Annotated in this window: 15 protein-coding genes; 8 read left to right on the forward strand and 7 right to left on the reverse strand. The window is 72.0% G+C overall.

All coding sequences use genetic code 11. The annotated features are described in order from the left end of the window. Positions 1-370 precede the first annotated feature (370 nt). Positions 371-2,143: an acetyl/propionyl/methylcrotonyl-CoA carboxylase subunit alpha gene (locus tag ABD207_RS07660; protein ID WP_344011081.1), complete on the reverse strand. Its 1,773-nt coding sequence runs from the start codon at positions 2,141-2,143 to the stop codon at positions 371-373. A 365-nt stretch (positions 2,144-2,508) separates the two neighbouring features. On the opposite strand from ABD207_RS07660, the gene ABD207_RS07665 reads away from it, so the two are divergent. Next, positions 2,509-3,066: a hypothetical protein gene (locus ABD207_RS07665; protein WP_344011082.1), complete on the forward strand. Its 558-nt coding sequence runs from the start codon at positions 2,509-2,511 to the stop codon at positions 3,064-3,066. On the opposite strand, the gene ABD207_RS07670 is transcribed toward ABD207_RS07665, so the two are convergent. The 4 genes from ABD207_RS07670 to ABD207_RS07685 form a co-directional block, all read right to left on the reverse strand. Further along, entirely contained in the window at positions 3,035-3,655 is a 621-nt protein-coding gene (locus tag ABD207_RS07670; RefSeq protein WP_344011083.1) for a Maf family protein, read from the reverse strand. The genes ABD207_RS07665 and ABD207_RS07670 overlap by 32 nt on opposite strands. An 85-nt stretch (positions 3,656-3,740) precedes the next feature. Further along, positions 3,741-3,869 carry a morphogenic membrane protein MmpB gene (gene mmpB, locus ABD207_RS07675; RefSeq protein WP_344004462.1) on the reverse strand — a complete coding sequence of 43 codons (129 nt, stop codon included), beginning with the start codon at positions 3,867-3,869 and terminating at the stop codon, positions 3,741-3,743. A 242-nt stretch (positions 3,870-4,111) separates the two neighbouring features. Next, positions 4,112-4,321 carry an acyl-CoA carboxylase subunit epsilon gene (locus ABD207_RS07680; protein ID WP_167997994.1) on the reverse strand — a complete coding sequence of 70 codons (210 nt, stop codon included), beginning with the start codon at positions 4,319-4,321 and terminating at the stop codon, positions 4,112-4,114. Positions 4,322-4,330: 9 nt separating this feature from the next. Beyond that, complete coding sequence (locus ABD207_RS07685) at positions 4,331-5,920, reverse strand: acyl-CoA carboxylase subunit beta (protein ID WP_344011085.1); 1,590 nt, start codon at positions 5,918-5,920, stop codon at positions 4,331-4,333. 110 nt (positions 5,921-6,030) lie between these two features. Here ABD207_RS07685 and ABD207_RS07690 point away from each other — a divergent pair, with 110 nt between their 5' ends. Then, positions 6,031-6,900, forward strand: a complete 870-nt coding sequence (locus tag ABD207_RS07690) for a biotin--[acetyl-CoA-carboxylase] ligase (RefSeq protein ID WP_344011087.1) — start codon at positions 6,031-6,033, stop codon at positions 6,898-6,900. A gap of 1,089 nt (positions 6,901-7,989) precedes the next feature. Then, complete coding sequence (locus ABD207_RS07695; protein WP_344011089.1) at positions 7,990-9,114, forward strand: adenylate/guanylate cyclase domain-containing protein; 1,125 nt, start codon at positions 7,990-7,992, stop codon at positions 9,112-9,114. Here ABD207_RS07695 and ABD207_RS07700 read toward each other — a convergent pair. Then, positions 9,111-9,770, reverse strand: a complete 660-nt coding sequence (locus ABD207_RS07700) for a hypothetical protein (RefSeq protein WP_344011090.1) — start codon at positions 9,768-9,770, stop codon at positions 9,111-9,113. The genes ABD207_RS07695 and ABD207_RS07700 overlap by 4 nt on opposite strands. Before the next feature lie 218 nt (positions 9,771-9,988). Here ABD207_RS07700 and ABD207_RS07705 point away from each other — a divergent pair, with 218 nt between their 5' ends. From ABD207_RS07705 to hutH, 3 genes are all read left to right on the forward strand, one after another. Beyond that, a complete protein-coding gene (locus ABD207_RS07705; protein WP_344011091.1) occupies positions 9,989-10,789 on the forward strand; it encodes an enoyl-CoA hydratase/isomerase family protein in 801 nt (266 codons plus the stop codon). An 81-nt stretch (positions 10,790-10,870) separates the two neighbouring features. Beyond that, the gene (locus ABD207_RS07710; protein ID WP_344011092.1) at positions 10,871-12,022 is read left to right on the forward strand and encodes a GGDEF domain-containing protein; all 1,152 of its coding nucleotides are present in this window, start codon (positions 10,871-10,873) and stop codon (positions 12,020-12,022) included. Positions 12,023-12,112: 90 nt separating this feature from the next. Then, positions 12,113-13,651 carry a histidine ammonia-lyase gene (gene hutH, locus ABD207_RS07715; RefSeq protein WP_344011174.1) on the forward strand — a complete coding sequence of 513 codons (1,539 nt, stop codon included), beginning with the start codon at positions 12,113-12,115 and terminating at the stop codon, positions 13,649-13,651. Positions 13,652-13,772: 121 nt separating this feature from the next. On the opposite strand, the gene ABD207_RS07720 is transcribed toward hutH, so the two are convergent. Continuing rightward, a complete protein-coding gene (locus ABD207_RS07720) occupies positions 13,773-14,114 on the reverse strand; it encodes a hypothetical protein (protein WP_344011093.1) in 342 nt (113 codons plus the stop codon). Positions 14,115-14,223: 109 nt separating this feature from the next. Between ABD207_RS07720 and ABD207_RS07725 the strand changes: the two genes are divergently transcribed. Both ABD207_RS07725 and ABD207_RS07730 read left to right on the forward strand, forming a co-directional pair. After that, a complete protein-coding gene (locus tag ABD207_RS07725; RefSeq protein ID WP_344011095.1) occupies positions 14,224-14,559 on the forward strand; it encodes a hypothetical protein in 336 nt (111 codons plus the stop codon). A gap of 415 nt (positions 14,560-14,974) precedes the next feature. After that, complete coding sequence (locus ABD207_RS07730) at positions 14,975-16,225, forward strand: L,D-transpeptidase (RefSeq protein ID WP_344011097.1); 1,251 nt, start codon at positions 14,975-14,977, stop codon at positions 16,223-16,225. The last annotated feature ends 53 nt before the right edge of the window (positions 16,226-16,278 follow it).

The raw sequence follows: 16,278 nt of genomic DNA on the forward strand, positions 1-16,278 counted from the left end.
GCGTCGACCGCAGGGGTCAAAAGGAAGCCGATTTCGCGCCGGACCGAGGACGGATACCACCACCCCGGGCCCGACTCACCCACCGGGAGTAGGCGCTACGCGCACCCCCACCGGAGCCGCAGTTGCGCCGCAGGCATGAGACGCGAACCCCCACCGGGCCGCGGGCAGGGACGAAGCGCACCCCACCGGAGGGGCAGGTGCGCCGCAGGCATGAGACGCGAACCCCCACCGGGCCGCGGGCAGGGACGAAGCGCACCCCACCGGAGGGGCAGGTGCGCCGCAGGCATGGCCACGCGCCCCCCACCGGAGGTGCAGGGTGACGCCGCAGGTCGGCGGCGCGCACCCTGCTCAGGTGTGCCCAGCGGCAGCGTCAGTCCTTGATTTCGCAGATGGCGGCGCCGGACGATACCGACGCGCCCACCGTTGCGTTGAGGCCCTTGATCGTGCCGGACTTGTGGGCGTTCAGGGGCTGCTCCATCTTCATCGCCTCGAGGACGACGACCAGGTCGCCTTCCTTGACCTCCTGGCCCTCCTCCACGGCGACCTTGACGATGGTGCCCTGCATCGGCGACGCCAGCGTGTCACCCGAGGCGACCGGCCCCGACTTCTTCGCCGCGCGGCGCTTCGGCTTGGCACCTGCCGCCAGACCCGTCCGCGCCAGCGACATGCCCAGGGACGCCGGCAGTGAGACCTCCAGCCGCTTGCCGCCGACCTCGACGACCACCGTCTCCCGGCCCGGCTCGTCCTCCGCCGCCGCCTCCGCAGGCGCGGCGAACGGCTTGATCTCGTTGACGAACTCCGTCTCGATCCACCGCGTGTGCACGGTGAACGGCTCGTCCGACCCCTTCAGCTCCGGCGCGAACGCCGGGTCGGTGACCACCGCGCGGTGGAAGGGGATGGCCGTGGCCATGCCCTCGATCTGGAACTCCGCCAGTGCCCGCGAGGCCCGCTGCAGCGCCTCCTTGCGGGTGCGCCCGGTGATGATCAGCTTCGCCAGCAGCGAGTCCCAGGCCGGCCCGATCACACTGCCGGACTCCACACCCGCGTCCAGCCGGACCCCCGGCCCCGACGGCGGAGCGAACTTCGTGACCGTCCCCGGCGCCGGCAGGAAGTTGCGCCCCGGGTCCTCACCGTTGATGCGGAACTCGATGGAGTGACCCCGCACCGGCGGGTCGTCGTACCCCAGCTCCTCGCCGTCGGCGATGCGGAACATCTCCCGCACCAGGTCGATCCCCGTGACCTCCTCCGTCACCGGGTGCTCGACCTGCAGTCGCGTGTTGACCTCGAGGAAGGAGATCGTGCCGTCCGAGCCGACCAGGAACTCCACGGTGCCGGCCCCGACGTACCCGGCCTCCTTCAGGATCGCCTTGGACGCCCGGTACAGCTCGGCCACCTGCTCCTCGGAGAGGAACGGCGCCGGCGCCTCCTCGACCAGCTTCTGGTGCCGCCGCTGCAGCGAGCAGTCACGCGTGGAGACCACGACCACATTGCCGTGCTTGTCGGCCAGGCACTGCGTCTCCACGTGCCGCGGCTTGTCCAGGTACCGCTCCACGAAGCACTCGCCGCGCCCGAACGCGGCCACGGCCTCACGCACGGCGGAGTCGTACAGCTCGGGAACCTCTTCGAGCGTGCGGGCGACCTTCAGACCGCGGCCACCGCCACCGAACGCAGCCTTGATCGCGATGGGGAGCCCGTGCTGCTCGGCGAAGGCCACGACCTCCTCGGCGCCCGACACCGGGTCGGGCGTACCGGCGACCAGCGGGGCGCCCGCCCGCTGGGCGATGTGCCGCGCCGCGACCTTGTCACCCAGATCGCGGATCGCCTGCGGCGGCGGGCCGATCCAGATCAGCCCCGCGTCGATCACCGCCTGGGCGAAATCCGCGTTCTCGGACAGGAACCCGTAGCCGGGGTGGATCGCGTCCGCGCCCGACTCGCGCGCCGCCTTCAGCACCTTGTCCATGTCGAGGTAGCTGGTCCCGGGGGTGTCACCGCCCAGGGCGAACGCCTCATCCGCGGCGCGGACATGCAGAGCGTCCCGGTCCGGGTCCGCGTAGACGGCCACGCTCGCGATCCCGGCGTCCCGGCAGGCCCGGGCCACGCGGACAGCGATTTCGCCACGGTTGGCGATGAGCACCTTGCGCACGATTGAGGCTCCCTCCTTGAAACAAGCCGAGTTTAGGGACTGCCGACACGGCACTTCGACCCGTCCCCAATGGTGAGCTTGCCCACACGGAGCGTGATTCGAGGCTCGCTCGACCCGCGAAATCCCTTGTCGCACCACGGGTACGCAGGACTCCCTCGGCAAACCCTAGCCGCCCCATGTGGTCAAGGTCTCTGTGAAGGCGTGCTGCGGCCCACTTCGTTTCTTTGTGGAGTCCCTACGAATGGCCCAATGATTCTTTGCCCGCGCAGGAACCCTTGTCCCCAGGTTTACCCGTTAGTAGCGTGCGGGTCGGCCCGAACATACTCGGGGTAACGACAGTCGTGCTCGGAAGTGGGTGGGGACCGGTGGTACGCAGACCGGTGGCGTGGATCGTGGCAGTCGTGCTGTTCGCCGAGGCGCTCGGCATCGCCGCCGTGAACTGGTTCCTCGGGGTCGTCGTCGACCGGCAGGACATGTCGCTGGCCGGTCTGGACCCGGACATGATGTCGGTGTCCTCGAAGATCGGCGGGGTCGTCTTCGGGCTCTACTTCGCCCTGTGCGGCCTGGTGGCCCTGCTGGTGGCCCTGCGCGACCGCGCGCCCGCCGGGCTCGGCCGGGTGCTGCTGATCAGCGCGGCGGTGGTGCACGGCCTGCTGGGCGCCTTCGCCTGGGGGCTGCTGGGCGCGGCCGAGTTCGTGTTCATGGTGGTGATGCTGGGGCTCATCGTGCTGCTGCTGATGACGTACGACCGCCCGGAGCAGCCCGCCGGGCCCGCCGACGCCACCCCCGAGGGCGGCACCGGTGGTGGCACGGGGGGTGGCTCGGCCGGCGGCCCGGGCGACAGCGCGGGCGGCGGCACGGACGACGGCAGGGCCGGAGACGGCTCCCCGGTCACTCCTCCGCCGGCGCCCACAGCTCGGTGATGCCGACGCCCACCTCGGCCATCAGCTTGCGCACCAGCGGCAGGCTGATGCCGATCACATTGCCGTGGTCGCCGTCGATGCCGTCGATGAACGGGGCGGAACGGCCGTCCAGGGTGAACGCCCCGGCGACGTGCAGCGGCTCGCCGGAGGCGACATAGGCGGCGATCTCCTCGTCCGTGGGCTCGCCGAAGCGGACCACGGTGGAGGCGGTGGCGGAGGCGTAGCGGCCGCTGAGGGTCTCGTAGACGCAGTGGCCGGTCTGCAGGACGCCGGCGCGTCCCCGCATGGACTTCCAGCGCGCGGTGGCCTCCTCGGCGTCGGCGGGCTTGCCGAGGGCCTGGCCGTCCAGCTCCAGCACCGAGTCGCAGCCGATCACGATGGCGCCCTTGACCTCGGGCTTGGCGGCGACCACCGAGGCCTTCGCCTCGGCCAGGGCGAGCGCCAGCTCGGCCGGGGTGGGGGCGGTGACGGCGTCCTCGTCGACTCCGCTGACGACCACCTCGGGTTCGAGTCCGGCCTGGCGGAGCAGTCCCAGCCGGGCGGGGGAGGCGGAGGCGAGCACGAGTCGGCGGCGCGGCTGATCAGTCATGCGGTCAGCGTATCGGCGTCCCCCGCATGCCTCACCTCACGCCGATGCCTCACCTCACTTCGATGCCTCACCTCACTTCGATGCCTCACCTCACGCCGATCACGAGCATCGCGAGCACCATGGCCAACGCCATGAGAACGCCCAGCCGCCGCAGCATCGCCTGCGTGTTCCGCAGTTCTTCGGGCGGTTCGTTCTCGGGGTCGGACCACAGCATGCACCCAGCCTGCGGCTTCGGGGGTGCGGGGCGCCTGAGTAGGCGTACTCAAATCACGCGCGGCTGGGTGTTCGCGGGGCGGGGCTGCACAGCACGCGCGGCTGGGTGTTCGCGGGGCGGGGCTGCACAGCACGCGCGGCTGGGTGTTCGCGGGGCGGGGCTGCACAGCACGCGCGGCTGGGTGTTCGCGGGGCGGGGCTGCACAGCAGCCCCGCCCCGTGCCGCCGAGGGGCGCCGGCGGGTCAGGCCGGCCAGTACGTGCGGGTCCAGGACGCCGGGCCCGGCTGCGGCAGATGGCCCGCCGCGATCCGGGAGGGGTCGGACCACGCGTCGCGAGGAGCGGGCGCGCCGGACGGCTCGGCGGAGGCCGCCGCGGCGCGGGCCCTCACCACCGCCAGGGCGGCGGCGAGCTCCTCCGGTGTCGGGTTGCCCCGTACGACCTTGATCGTCACAACGGCTCCTTACAGGGGGATGTTGCCGTGCTTCTTCGGGGGCAGGGATTCCCGCTTGGTCCGCAGCTGACGCAGGCCGCGGACGATGTGGCCGCGGGTGTCGGACGGCATGATCACCGCGTCGATGTAGCCGCGCTCGGCGGCGATGTAGGGGTTGAGGAGGGTGTCCTCGTACTCCTGCATCAGCCGGGCGCGGGTCGCCTCGGGGTCGTCCGCCTCCGCGATGGTGCGGCGGTGCAGGATGTTGACCGCGCCCTGCGCGCCCATCACCGCGATCTGGGCGGTGGGCCAGGCCAGGTTGAGGTCGGCGCCCAGGTGCTTGGAGCCCATGACGTCGTAGGCGCCGCCGAAGGCCTTGCGGGTGATCACGGTGATCAGGGGGACCGTCGCCTCGGCGTAGGCGTAGATCAGCTTGGCGCCGCGGCGGATGATGCCGTCGTGCTCCTGGTCGACGCCGGGCAGGAAGCCGGGGACGTCGACGAAGGTCAGCACCGGGATGTTGAAGGCGTCGCAAGTGCGCACGAAGCGGGCGGCCTTCTCCGAGGCCTGGATGTCCAGGCAGCCGGCGAACTGCATCGGCTGGTTCGCCACGATGCCGACGGGGTGGCCCTCGACGCGGCCGAAGCCGGTGACGATGTTCGGGGCGAACATCGGCTGGGTCTCGAAGAACTCGGCGTCGTCGAGGACGTGCTCGATGACGGAGTGCATGTCGTAGGGCTGGTTCGCCGAGTCCGGGACGATCGTGTCCAGCTCGCGGTCCTCGTCGGTGACCGTGAGGTCGGCCTCCTCGGGGAAGGACGGGGGCTCGGAGAGGTTGTTGGACGGCAGGTAGCTCAGGAGCTGCTTGACGTACTCGATGGCGTCCTTCTCGTCGCCGGCCATGTGGTGGGCGACGCCGGAGGCGGTGTTGTGGGTGCGGGCGCCGCCGAGCTCCTCGAAGCCGACGTCCTCGCCGGTGACGGTCTTGATGACGTCGGGGCCGGTGATGAACATGTGGCTGGTCTGGTCGACCATGATCGTGAAGTCGGTGATCGCCGGGGAGTAGACCGCGCCGCCCGCGCAGGGGCCGACGATCAGGCTGATCTGCGGGATCACACCGGAGGCGTGGGTGTTGCGGCGGAAGATCTCGCCGTACGCGCCGAGGGAGGCGACACCCTCCTGGATGCGGGCGCCGCCGGAGTCGTTGATGCCGATGACCGGGCAGCCGGTCTTCAGCGCGAAGTCCATGACCTTGACGATCTTCTGGCCGTAGACCTCGCCGAGGGCTCCGCCGAAGACGGTGAAGTCCTGGGAGAACACGGCGACCGGGCGGCCGTCGACGGTGCCGTACCCGGTGACGACGCCGTCACCGTAGGGGCGGTTGGCGTCGAGGCCGAAGTTGGTGGAGCGGTGCCGGGCGAACTCGTCCAGTTCGACGAAGGAACCCTCGTCGAGCAGGAGGTCGATCCGCTCACGGGCCGTCAGCTTGCCCTTGGCGTGCTGCTTCTCGACGGCGCGTGCGGAGCCGGCGTGCGTCGCCTCTTCGATACGGCGCTGCAGATCCGCGAGCTTGCCCGCGGTCGTGTGAATGTCAGGCTGCTGCTCTTCCGGCTCGGACATCGGGATGCGGCTCCCTGCCTGCTCAAAAGGGGGGACGGTTACTCATCCGTAGCGTAGTGGGGTGCCTTGACATCGGCAGTGCGGTCTTTGCCACACCTATCGTGGCTTGCATGACGCCGCGTGATGCATCAGAGAACAGCAGTCCTTGGTCCGATCTCGAGCGGCCTCCGCTGAATGTGGCCGCGCTGCGGCGGGGGCTGGTGCGGGAGGGGAGCCTGTGGTCCGAGGTGGACGTGGTGCAGCGCACGGGGTCGACGAACTCGGATCTGGTGGAGCGGGCGCTGAAGGGGGAGGCCGGGGAAGGTGCCGTGCTGGTCGCCGAGGAGCAGACGGCGGGGCGCGGGCGGCTGGACCGGCAGTGGACCGCGCCGGCGCGGTCCGGGCTGTTCTTCTCGGTGCTGCTCAGGCCCGGGGAGGGTGTGCCGGTGGAGCGGTGGGGGTGGCTGCCGTTGCTGACCGGGGTCGCGGTGGCGGCGGGGCTGTCGCGGGCGGCCGGGGTGGACACGGCGCTGAAGTGGCCCAACGACCTGCTGGTGAAGGTCGGCGGTGAGGAGCGCAAGGCGGGCGGGATCCTGCTGGAGCGGGCCGGGGACGGCGGTGTGGTGATCGGCGTCGGGATCAACGTGACGCTGCGGGAGGCGGAGCTGCCGGTGCCGACGGCGGGGTCGCTGGCGCTGGCGGGGGCGGTGAGCACGGACCGGGAGACGCTGCTGCGGGGGGTGCTGCGGTCGCTGGACGACTGGTACGGGCGGTGGCGTGCGGCCGGGGGTGACGCGGGGCTGTGCCGGCTGCAGGAGGCGTACGCGGCGGGGTGCGCGACGCTGGGCCGCACGGTGCGGGCGGAGCTGCCCGGGGACCGGTCCGTGGTGGGGGAGGCGGTGGCCATCGACTCCGAGGGCCGCCTGATCCTCGCCACCCCCGAGGGTCTTCGCGAACTGGTGGGCGCCGGCGACATCATCCACCTGCGCCCCGCGGACTGAGGGCGCGTTGCGGCTGGCTGCGGCTGGGTGGGGGCGCGTCCGATTCTGCGGCGCCGGCACGGCTCTCCTGGGTCGCGCGCCTCGCGTCCGCGCGGCTGGGTGGGGGTGCGCGTGGCCATGCCTGCGGCGCAACTGTCCCTCCGGTGGGGGTGCGCGTAGCGCCCACGGTGGGTGGGTGAGTCGGGGCCGCGGTGGTGGTATCCGTCCTCGGTCCGGCGCGAAATCGGCTTCCTACGGACTACTGCGGTTGACGCGCCAGCCGCTGCGGGCGGACACCACCACCCCGACCCCTCCCGTCCGCGCGCGCCTGCGGCCGCCCAAGCCCGGTGCCCTTGCTGATCGCCGTGCGCGGCTACCACGCCCACGTAGCTGCGGGCAGCCAGGCCCGCCCAACTGCGGGCATTCGTGCCGCCTGGGGCGATGGGAGTCCCCCCCGCTCGAGCGAAGTCGAGAGTGGGGGAGGGTGGGCGATGGGGGTGCCCCCGCTCGAGCGCAGCCGAGAGTGGGGGAGGCACCCCGCCAGCGCGGGTGAGCGCCACCTACCCCCGGCCCACACCCGCGCCGGGTGCCCGTCCAGGCGTTGCCCAAGCGCATGGGCGTTACGCCAACCGCCTGGCTGCGGGCATTCGTGCCGCCTGGGGCGATGGGGGTCCCCCCGCTCGAGCGAAGTCGGATGGGGGTCCCCCCGCTCGAGCGAAGTCGAGAGTGGGGGAGGGTGGGCGATGGGGGTGCCCCCGCTCGAGCGCAGCCGAGAGTGGGGGAGGCACCCCCTTCAGCGGGGCTAGCGCAACCCACCCCCGGCCAGCCCCCACCCCGGGTGCCCGTGGACCGCACCCACCCCGGGTGCCCGTGGACCCAGGTCAACCCGAATGCGCGCGAGCCCCGCTCAAAGGGCGCCCCCTCCTCAGCCGGGCGCAGCCCCCCGCACAAACCGGCGCTGACAATGCACGCACCCGCGCAACCCCGTCAGGCAGGTGCACCCCCTCACCTCACCCCCTGCTCGACCGAACGGAGTGAGCTGGCGCACACCTGCCGTAGAGTTGTGGCCGGTCGATACATGGCCATGGCAGATCGGAAGGGCAGCAACGCGTGACCGTCGACGACTCGGGTTCCGGCACGGACGCGCAGGGCGCCGACACCGGTGAGGATCCGCTCGCTCTGCGCCTCGAACAGCTCATTCTGGGCGCCGAGCGCCGTTACACCCCGTTCCAGGCAGCCCGCAGCGCCGGCGTCACCATGGAACTCGCCACCCGCTTCTGGCGAGCCATGGGCTTCGCCGACGTCGGCCAGGCCAAGGCCCTCACCGAAGCCGACGTACTCGCCCTGCGCCGCCTCGCCGGTCTCGTGGAGGCGGGGCTGCTGAGCGAGGCCATGGCCGTACAGGTGGCACGTTCCACCGGCCAGACCACCGCCCGCCTGGCCGAGTGGCAGATCGATTCCTTCCTCGAGGGGCTGACCGAGCCGCCCGAGCCGGGCATGACCCGCACCGAGGTGACCTACCCGATCATCGAGCTGCTCCTGCCCGAGCTGGAGGAGTTCCTGGTCTACGTCTGGCGCCGGCAGCTCGCCGCCTCGGCCGGCCGCGTGGTGCAGGGCGCCGACGACGAGGAGATGGTCGACCGCCGCCTGGCCGTCGGCTTCGCCGACCTCGTGGGCTTCACCCGCCTCACCCGGCGGATGGAGGAGGAGGAGCTCGGCGAGCTGGTCGAGGCCTTCGAGACCACGGCAGCGGACCTGGTGGCCGCCCGCGGCGGACGGCTGATCAAGACGCTGGGCGACGAGGTGCTGTACGCCGCCGACGACGCGGGTACGGCCGCGGAGATCGCCCTGCGGCTGATCGAGACGATGGCGAACGACGAGACCATGCCGGAGCTGCGGGTCGGGATGGCCTTCGGCACGGTGACCACCCGTATGGGCGATGTGTTCGGGACGACGGTGAACCTGGCCTCCCGGCTCACCTCGATAGCTCCCCGGGACGCCGTCCTGGTGGACACCGCGTTCGCCGAGGAGCTGATCCGTACCGGTGACGCCCCCGCCTCCGAGGCGGCCGCGGCGGAGGCAGCGGCGGCCGCGGAGAAGGAGGGGGAGGAGCCGCCGGCGTACCGGTTCGCCCTGCAGCCGATGTGGCAGCGTCCGGTGCGTGGTCTGGGTGTCGTGGAGCCCTGGCTGCTCACCCGCCGTGACTCCGCCCCGGCCTCGTCGTCCTCCTCCTAGCCTCCGAGTCCGAGTCCGAGGCCGAGTCCCAGGCCGAGTCCCAGGCCGCCGCCTACGCAGACGCCGAGGAGCGGTACACACAGGCCCTGGTCGTTGTCGCTGCCGCCGCCGTTTCCGCCTCCGGGTGTGTCGTCGTCGGCGGGGGGTGGGGGCGTCGACGGGGCGTGGGGCGGGGCAGGGGGCCCCGGGGCCGGGCGGCGGTCCTGCGGTGGTGTCCGGGGCGTCGATGATGCGGGCGGAGGCTTGTCCGGACCGGAGGGTGCGGACGGGGTCGCCGGGGCCGGTGAGTCGGGTGGTTGCTTGTCCTCCACGGCTTCCGGGAGGGGCGTGGAGTCCTTGGCGCCCAGGGCGGTGGGGGAGGTCGGGCGTGGCCGGTCGGGGCGGGGTGCGCCGGTCCGGTCCGGGGACGGGGGCGTCGCGGAGGGGCTGAGGGTCACCGCGGGGGTGACGGGGGTGGTCCCGATGGCGGTGTCCGCGGGGCCGGGGGTGGTGGCCAGGCGTACGACGCTCATCGCGCCCATGGCCAGGGCCAGGCCGCCCGCGGCCACCAGGGCCTTGCGGTGGCGGGGCCGGCGGTGACGGCCCCGGATGCGGGTGGTGAAGCGGACGCGCGCGGGTGGACGCTGGGTCGTGCGCTGTGGTGTGTCCGTGGTCATCGCGATCCCCCTCCCCTGCGAACGCGCCCCCGAGTGCGCCCGCCGTGCTGCGCACGTTAGGCGTTCGGCGGGGCGGCGGGGCCGGAAGTCGCCCGAAGTCACTCGAACGGGTGGACGGGGGGTGATCGGGGAACCGGGCGTACGCCCTTTTCCCGGCGGACGCGGCCTGCGATGATCGGAACGGCAAACTTGTTAACACACGTTAACCGGAGGGTGTCATGAGCGAGGAGCGGTTCGGGGAGTTCGTGCTGGTGCGGCGGCATGAGGAGGGGCATGTCGCGGAGCTGGTCCTCGACCGGCCCAAGGCCATGAACGCCGTGTCGACCGAGATGGCCCGGTCCATCGCCGGGGCGTGTGCGGCGCTGAGCGCGGACCGCGGGGTGCGGGTGGTGGTGCTGACCTCGTCGCACGAGCGGGCGTTCTGCGTGGGTGCGGACCTGAAGGAGCGGAACTCGTTCAGCGACGCCGATCTGGTGCGCCAGCGGCCGGTGGCGCGCGGTGCGTACACGGGTGTGCTGGAGCTGCCGATGCCCACGGTGGCGGCGGTGCACGGCTTCGCGCTGGGCGGCGGCTTCGAGCTGGCTCTGTCCTGCGATGTCATCGTGGCGGACCGTACGGCGGTGGTGGGGCTGCCGGAGGTCTCCGTGGGGGTGATCCCGGGCGGTGGCGGGACGCAGCTGCTGCCGCGGCGGGTGGGGGCCGCGCGGGCGGCCGAGCTGATCTTCACCGCGCGGAGAGTGCAGGCGGAGGAGGCCCGCGAGCTGGGCCTCGTGGATCAGCTGGTGGAGGAGGGCCGGGACCGGGAGGAGGCCCTGAGCCTGGCCGCGCGGATGGCGGCCAACTCGCCGGTGGGGCTGCGTGCCGCCAAGCGGGCCCTGCGCCTCGGTCACGGGATCGACCTGCCGGCCGGACTGGAGATCGAGGACGCGGCCTGGCGCTCCGTGGCCTTCTCCGGGGACAGGGCGGAGGGTGTGGCGGCCTTCAACGAGAAGCGCAAGCCTCAGTGGCCCGGCGAGTGACGGGAGGTGCTCCGCGGACGGGTGCGACCCTTTCGCCCGTTTTGAGTCCCTTTCCTGCGTAAACCTCCCTAGCCTGGAGGAATGGGTGAGGACAGCCGGCTGACGGCGGTGGTGGCGCTGGCCCAGAGCATGGCCGCGGCGCAGAACGCGCGGGAGGCCTGGAAGGCGGCGGCCACCGGCGCCCGCCGTGCCCTCGGCGGCAGCTTCGCCGCCCTCTCCGTGTGGGAGCGGGAGCTCGGCCGGCTCCGCGTCCTGGTGAACGTCGGTGAGCTGGCCGAGGGGGAGGAGGAGTTCCCCGAGGACGAGTCCTACCCGGTGCATCAGTTCGCCGAGATCACCGAGTTCCTGCACGAACGGTGGGCCGGCGGCGGTGAGCCGGACGCCTGGGTGGAGACGGCCGAGGGGGCGGCGGCCGGCCGGCCGGGCTACTGCCATCAGCGGGTGGCCGCCCTGCGCCGCCGCGGCCGGGGCTGCTGTGTGGTCGCCCCGATCGTGCTGCACGGGCGGGCCTGGGGTGAGCTGTATGTGGCTCGCCCGGTCGGTGCGCCCGTCTTCGGTCGCAGTGACGCCGATTTCGCGACGGTCCTCGCCGCCGTGGTGGCCGCGGGCATCGCGCAGACGGAGCGGCTGGAGGAGGCCAGGCGGCTGGCGTACACCGATGCGCTGACCGGGCTGGCCAACCGGCGGGCGGTGGACGCACGGCTGGACGAGGCCATCGAGCGGCATCGGCGCGACGGCGCCGTGGTCAGCCTGGTGGTGTGCGATCTCAACGGGCTGAAGCGGGTGAACGACACGCTCGGTCATGCCGTGGGCGACCGGCTGCTGGAGCGGTTCGGGACCGTGCTGTCGCTGTGCGGCGCCACCCTGCCGGGCGCGCTGGCGGCGCGGCTCGGCGGGGACGAGTTCTGTCTGCTGGTAGTGGGGCCGCCGGCGGACGAGGTGGTCAAGGCGGCCGACCAGGTGTGCCGCAGGGCCGTCGAACTGGGGCTCGGGGACGGGGTGGCCTGCGGAGTGGCGTCCACGGGGGATCCGATCGGTCCGGTGCATTCGGCGCGGCGGCTGTTCCGGCTGGCCGACGCGGCGCAGTACCGGGCCAAGGCCGAGCGGTTGGACCATCCGGTGGTCGCCGGACGGGAGGGCCCCGACGATCCCGTCGTACGGCTCGCGGACGAGCCGGTGGGCGAGGCGGGCGACGGGGAGCGGCGGCGCTTCCGGGGCCGGCACGCGCCCTGAAGGCGGCGTTGTGACCGGATCGGTAAGGGGTGAACCCCGCTCCCAGTGGTGACAGTTCGGAATTCACTGCGTACGCTCCTGAATATGGATATGCACACTGTGGTGGTGGGGACGTCCGGCGTGACCGCGGCCGACGTGCTCGCCGTGGCGCGCGGCGGCGCCCGCATCGAGCTGTCGCCCGAGGCGGTGGCAGCGCTCGCCGCGTCCCGGGAGATCGTGGACGCGCTGGCCGCCAAGCCGGACCCGGTCTACGGGGTGAGCACCGGCTTCGGCGCCCTGGCGACCCGGCACATCAGCCCCGACCTGCGCGCTCAGCTGCAGCGCAACATCGTCCGCTCGCACGCCGCCGGCATGGGGCCCCGGGTGGAGCGCGAGGTCGTCCGGGCCCTGATGTTCCTCCGGCTGAAGACCGTCTGTTCCGGGCACACCGGCGTACGGCCCGAGGTCGCGCAGACCATGGCCGACGTGCTGAACGCCGGCATCACCCCGGTCGTGCACGAGTACGGCTCCCTCGGCTGCTCCGGCGACCTGGCCCCGCTGTCCCACTGCGCCCTGACGCTGATGGGCGAGGGCGAGGCGGAGGGACCGGACGGGACGGTGCGGCCCGCCGCCGAGCTGCTGGCCGAGCACGGCATCCGGCCCGTAGAGCTGCGCGAGAAGGAGGGCCTCGCCCTGCTCAACGGCACCGACGGCATGCTCGGCATGCTGGTCATGGCCCTCGCCGACCTGGAGACCCTGTACAAGTCCGCCGACGTCACCGCCGCCCTCACCCTCGAGGCGCTGCTCGGCACCGACAAGGTCCTCGCCCCCGAGCTGCACGCCATCCGCCCGCACCCCGGCCAGGCCGCCAGCGCCGCCAACATGCTGGCCGTGCTGAAGGGTTCGGGTCTGACGGGGCATCACCAGGACGACGCCCCGCGGGTCCAGGACGCCTACTCCGTGCGCTGCGCCCCGCAGGTGGCGGGCGCCGGACGGGACACCCTGGCGCACGCCCGGACGGTCGCCGAGCGCGAACTGGCCTCCGCCGTCGACAATCCGGTGGTGCTGCCCGACGGCCGGGTGGAGTCCAACGGCAACTTCCACGGCGCCCCGGTCGCCTATGTGCTGGACTTCCTCGCCATCGCCGCCGCCGACCTCGCCTCCATCGCCGAGCGCCGCACCGACCGGCTGCTGGACAAGAACCGCAGCCACGGTCTCCCGCCGTTCCTCGCCGACGACGCCGGTGTGGACTCCGGTCTGATGATCGCCCAGTACACGCAGGCCGCGCTGGTGAGCGAGATGAAGCGGCTCGCCGTACCGGCGTCGGCGGACTCCATCCCGTCCTCCGCGATGCAGGAGGACCATGTGTCCATGGGCTGGTCGGCGGCACGCAAGCTGCGCACGGCCGTTGACAATCTCACCCGGGTCATCGCGGTGGAGCTGTACGCGGCCACCCGGGCCGTGGAGCTGCGCGAGGGTCTCACGCCCGCGCCCGCGACGCGGGCCGTCATCGACGCCGTACGGGAGGCGGGGGTCGCAGGTCCCGGCGCGGACCGCTATCTGGCGCCGGATCTCGCCGTGGCGGAGGCGTTCGTGCGGGAGGGACGTCTGATCGCGGCCGCGGAGAAGGTCACCGGGCCGCTGCGGTGAGGTGATGCGCCGTCGTGGTCGTGACGGGGTCTCGCGGAGGTGTCCGCGGGGCCCCGACGGTCGTCACGTGGGGATGGGCGTACTGCCGTTCGGTGAGCGTGAGTTGTGCGGGGCGCGCGGGCTAGGAGTCGAGGCGCTCGCGGCGGATCGAGTAGGTGACGAAGGCCGCCCCGAAGGCGAGGAAGGACGTGCCGCCGAGTATGTACGGGGTGCTGTCGAAGGAGCCCGTCGCGGCGAGGCGGGCGTCCTCCCGGTCGGCGCCGCTCTGCCCGGCGTCGGCCTCCTCGGCGCTGTTCAAGGGGGCGGACGCCGCTCGGCCCTGCTCGGTGGCCTGCGGGGACGGGCTGGTCGTGGCCGGCTCCGCGGATTCCGAGGTCGCGTTGGCGGACGGGACGAACCACAGGGCGCACAGCAGGGTGCCCGCGGCGGTGGCGGTCAGCAACGGACGGACGGCGGATGACACGGAATATCGATCCCCTTGTGGCGCTGGCGAATTGGCCGTGTGGGGCGATGTTAGTGAAAGTCGCGGGTCACAGGAAAGTCACGGGAGCCTCCGGCCGTACCCTCCGGGCATGACTACTGCAGAGACATCAGGGTTTGTACGGATTCGTCTCGAGGTCGTGCTCCAGGTCGACGACGAGGGCGCGGTGACCGAGGCCGCGCTGCGCCGGATCGCCGAGGACGAGGGCATGCCGGAGGCGGAGCGGGCGCACGCCGAGAGCGCTGTGACGGAGGACACGGCCGAGGCCCTCGCCTATCTGGTGGACCCGTTCGACCTGGTGGGGGAGGTGCCGGGGGTGGAACTGCAGCAGGCCTCCTGGAGCAGTGAGCGGATCGACTACGACCCGGACTCGCCCGAGTGGGACCTCGGCGAGGATGATGGCGGCGACGAGCCCTACGACGACTGACGGGACGGCTGAAGGCCGACTGACAGGACGACTGACGGGAGGACTGGCGGGAGGACTGACGGGACGACTGACGGTTACGACTGACAGGAATCTGACGGCTCTGGACGACCATGAGCCAGGACCGGTCCTGTGCCCGCGGTGACGGCGGGACGGCAGCCGGCCGACCGGCTTGGGGAAATCGTGACCCGTGGCGGCAACCGCCGCCCGGGCACACGACGTCTCAACCGGCGCGCGGACCGACTTCCGCACCGTCCGCCACAGCGGACGTGGTGAGCCCCACACCCGCGGGCCGTGGGGAACGGGATCGAACGGTCGTAGCGTTGAAAGCTATTGCGGGGTCTTCTCGGGCCGGGCGTGCCCGGGCGGGAGGGCTCGCGGGGGACCTGGGGAATCGGCAACGATGGAGAAGCGTGTGATGACGGACGGTAAGCGGCGCAGGGGTCTGATGGCCGCGTCCGCTCTGCTCGGTGGAGTGCTGGTGCTCTCGGGCTGCTCCGGCGGCGACGACAACGGCTCCGGCGACGGGGGGAACGGCGACTCGCAGTCCCAGGTCGACGAGGCCGCCGCCAAGAAGTCCTCCGAGGCACAGATCAAGATCACGCCGAAGGACGGCTCGACCAACGCCTCCATCAACAAGGCCGCCACCGTGACCGTGGCCAAGGGCACGCTCACCGAGGTGAAGCTGACCACCGCCGACGGCACGCCCGTCGAGGGCGAGATATCGGCGGACAAGAAGAGCTGGAAGCCCTCCGTCCAGCTGGAGCGTGCCACCACCTACAAGCTGTCGGTCACCGCCGAGGACTCCGAGGGCCGCGCCGCCCACGAGAACGCCTCGTTCACCACCGTCTCCCCGGCCAACAGCTTCATCGGCACCTTCACCCCGGACGACGGCAGCACCGTCGGCGTCGGCATGCCGGTGTCGATCAACTTCGACAAGGCGATCACCAACAAGGCCGCGGTGCAGAAGGGGATCACCGTCACCAGCACCAGCGGTCAGGAGGTGGCCTGCCACTGGTTCAACGCCAACCGCATGGACTGCCGCCCGGAGAAGTACTGGCAGGAGGGCTCCACCGTGACCCTCAAGCTGGCGCTCGACGGGGTCGAGGGCGCCGAGGGCGTCTACGGCGTGCAGCAGAAGACGGTCACCTTCAAGATCGGCCGGAACCAGGTCTCCTACGTCGACGCCAAGACCAAGCAGATGAAGGTCACGCAGGACGGCAAGACCATCCGGACCATCCCGATCTCCGCCGGCTCGCCCGAGAACAAGACGTACGAGGGCCAGATGGTGATCTCCGAGAAGTTCAAGGAGACCCGGATGAACGGCGCGACCGTCGGCTTCACCGACGACGACGGCGAGGGCGAGTACGACATCAAGGACGTGCCGCACGCCATGCGTCTGAGCACCTCCGGCACCTTCATCCACGGCAACTACTGGGGCGCCAAGTCCATCTTCGGCAACGTCAACACCAGCCACGGCTGCGTGGGCCTGCAGGACGTCAAGGGCGCCAACGACCCGAACACGCCGGGCGCCTGGTTCTACAACAACTCGCTCATCGGTGACGTGGTCGTCGTGCAGAACACCGGCGACAAGACCATCGCCCCGGACAACGGCCTCAACGGCTGGAACATGAGCTGGGAGCAGTGGAAGGCGGGCTCCGCCCTCTGACGCCCCGGCACCTCCCGGTGCCCTGTGCCGCCGTCCGCCCGTGAAGGGCGGGC

It is taken from the genome of Streptomyces thermospinosisporus (assembly GCF_039526425.1).
Lineage (GTDB): Bacteria > Actinomycetota > Actinomycetes > Streptomycetales > Streptomycetaceae > Streptomyces > Streptomyces thermocarboxydovorans.

Coding starts and splice junctions, on each gene's coding strand:
- ABD207_RS07730 (WP_344011097.1), top strand. CDS start 14,975: ATGACGGACGGTAAGCGGCGCAGGGGTCTGATGGCCGCGTCCGCTCTG.
- ABD207_RS07710 (WP_344011092.1), top strand. CDS start 10,871: ATGGGTGAGGACAGCCGGCTGACGGCGGTGGTGGCGCTGGCCCAGAGC.
- hutH (WP_344011174.1), top strand. CDS start 12,113: ATGCACACTGTGGTGGTGGGGACGTCCGGCGTGACCGCGGCCGACGTG.
- mmpB (WP_344004462.1), bottom strand. CDS start 3,869: ATGCTGTGGTCCGACCCCGAGAACGAACCGCCCGAAGAACTGCGGAAC.
- ABD207_RS07725 (WP_344011095.1), top strand. CDS start 14,224: ATGACTACTGCAGAGACATCAGGGTTTGTACGGATTCGTCTCGAGGTC.
- ABD207_RS07685 (WP_344011085.1), bottom strand. CDS start 5,920: ATGTCCGAGCCGGAAGAGCAGCAGCCTGACATTCACACGACCGCGGGC.
- ABD207_RS07690 (WP_344011087.1), top strand. CDS start 6,031: ATGACGCCGCGTGATGCATCAGAGAACAGCAGTCCTTGGTCCGATCTC.
- ABD207_RS07700 (WP_344011090.1), bottom strand. CDS start 9,770: ATGACCACGGACACACCACAGCGCACGACCCAGCGTCCACCCGCGCGC.
- ABD207_RS07670 (WP_344011083.1), bottom strand. CDS start 3,655: ATGACTGATCAGCCGCGCCGCCGACTCGTGCTCGCCTCCGCCTCCCCC.
- ABD207_RS07705 (WP_344011091.1), top strand. CDS start 9,989: ATGAGCGAGGAGCGGTTCGGGGAGTTCGTGCTGGTGCGGCGGCATGAG.